Source organism: Paraburkholderia aspalathi (assembly GCF_900116445.1).
In the GTDB taxonomy this organism is placed as follows: Bacteria; Pseudomonadota; Gammaproteobacteria; order Burkholderiales; family Burkholderiaceae; genus Paraburkholderia; species Paraburkholderia aspalathi.
In genome coordinates, this window is record NZ_FPBH01000099.1 from 1 (window position 1) to 1,238 (window position 1,238).

Sequence of the window (1,238 nt, forward strand, 5' to 3'; positions counted from 1 at the left end):
TGTAGTGGTCAAGCGATCCTGGACACCGGCAAAGGGTATTTTTAAAAAGTCGAAGCTTCGTACCGCGTCGGCGGCATCCTGTCTGTTGCCGAATGGATCCGACGGCAGTTGTAAAAGTCGTCAATATAGGCCTCGATGTCGCGCTCGGCATCGGCGTGATCGAGGTACCCCTTTGGATTGAGCCATTCGCTTTTCAGGCTTCTAAAGAAGCGCTCCACGACCGCGTTATCCCAGCAGTTTCCCTTTCTGCTCATGCTCTGCACCATGCCGTTGGCCTTCAGGTCTTCAACAAAGTACGCACTGGTGTACTGACAGCCCTGGTCGGAATGGAACATCACACCGTGCGATGCCCGCCGTCTGGCCCGAGCCTGCCGGATGGCCCGGATCACCAGCTCCGTGTCGGCCTGCAGCGCAAACGCCCAGCCGATAATGCGGCGCGAATGCAGGTCCATCACGATGGCCAGATACGACCAGCCCTGACGCGTGCTCACGTACGTAATGTCTCCAGCCCAGACCTGATTGGGTCTGTCCTGCTCAAAGTTGCGATCCAGCAGATTCGGTGCAACCAGCGCCTCACCATTGGCCTTGCTGTAACGATGCGTACGCTGCCGCGTTACTTTCAACTGCGCTTCGCGCATCAGCGAACGTGTGCAGTGACGGCCTATGTCGTGGCCGCGCTGGCGCAACGCCTGCGACATCCTGCGGCTGCCGTAGCTGCCGCGGGTTTCCCGATGAATCTCGCGCGCAGCCGTCAGTAGCGCTGTTGGCGAACGACGCGCCACTGGGCGCCGCGCGAGCGCGTAGTAGCTGCTACGGGCAACGCCTGCCACCCTGCACATCACGCTTACCGGCCAGGCCTTCTTCAGCGAATGGATTACTTCGGGAAGCGATCCATTTCCTTGACGAAGAAGGCCGTAGACTTTTTTAGAATGTCGCGTTCCCTCTCAAGATCGGCCACCCGCGCTTCCAGTTCGCGGATGCGACGCGCGTCTCCTTCGAGCTGCAAGGGCGTACGCGCTGGCTTTGCCTGCTCGGCACGCCATTGCGCTACCCAGCGGCGCAGCGCCGTATCGCCCACGCCCATTGCTTCACAGGCCTGGGAAAACGAATAGCCCTTGCTGACCACCAGTTGTACCGCTTCTGCCTTGAATTCTTCGGGTATGTTCCGTCTGCTCATTTCTCACCTCGTTTGGAGAATTATCCCCTTTAGAGGTGTCCATAGTCATTGGACCACTACA

1 protein-coding gene is annotated in these 1,238 nt (G+C 59.0%); it reads right to left on the reverse strand.

The features are described 5' to 3' along the window. Positions 1-41 precede the first annotated feature (41 nt). A protein-coding gene (locus tag BM438_RS44535; protein ID WP_093647953.1) for an IS3 family transposase occupies positions 42-1,177 on the reverse strand; the annotation gives its coding sequence in 2 pieces (ribosomal slippage) (positions 42-919 and positions 919-1,177; 1,137 coding nt in all). Positions 1,178-1,238 lie beyond the last annotated feature (61 nt).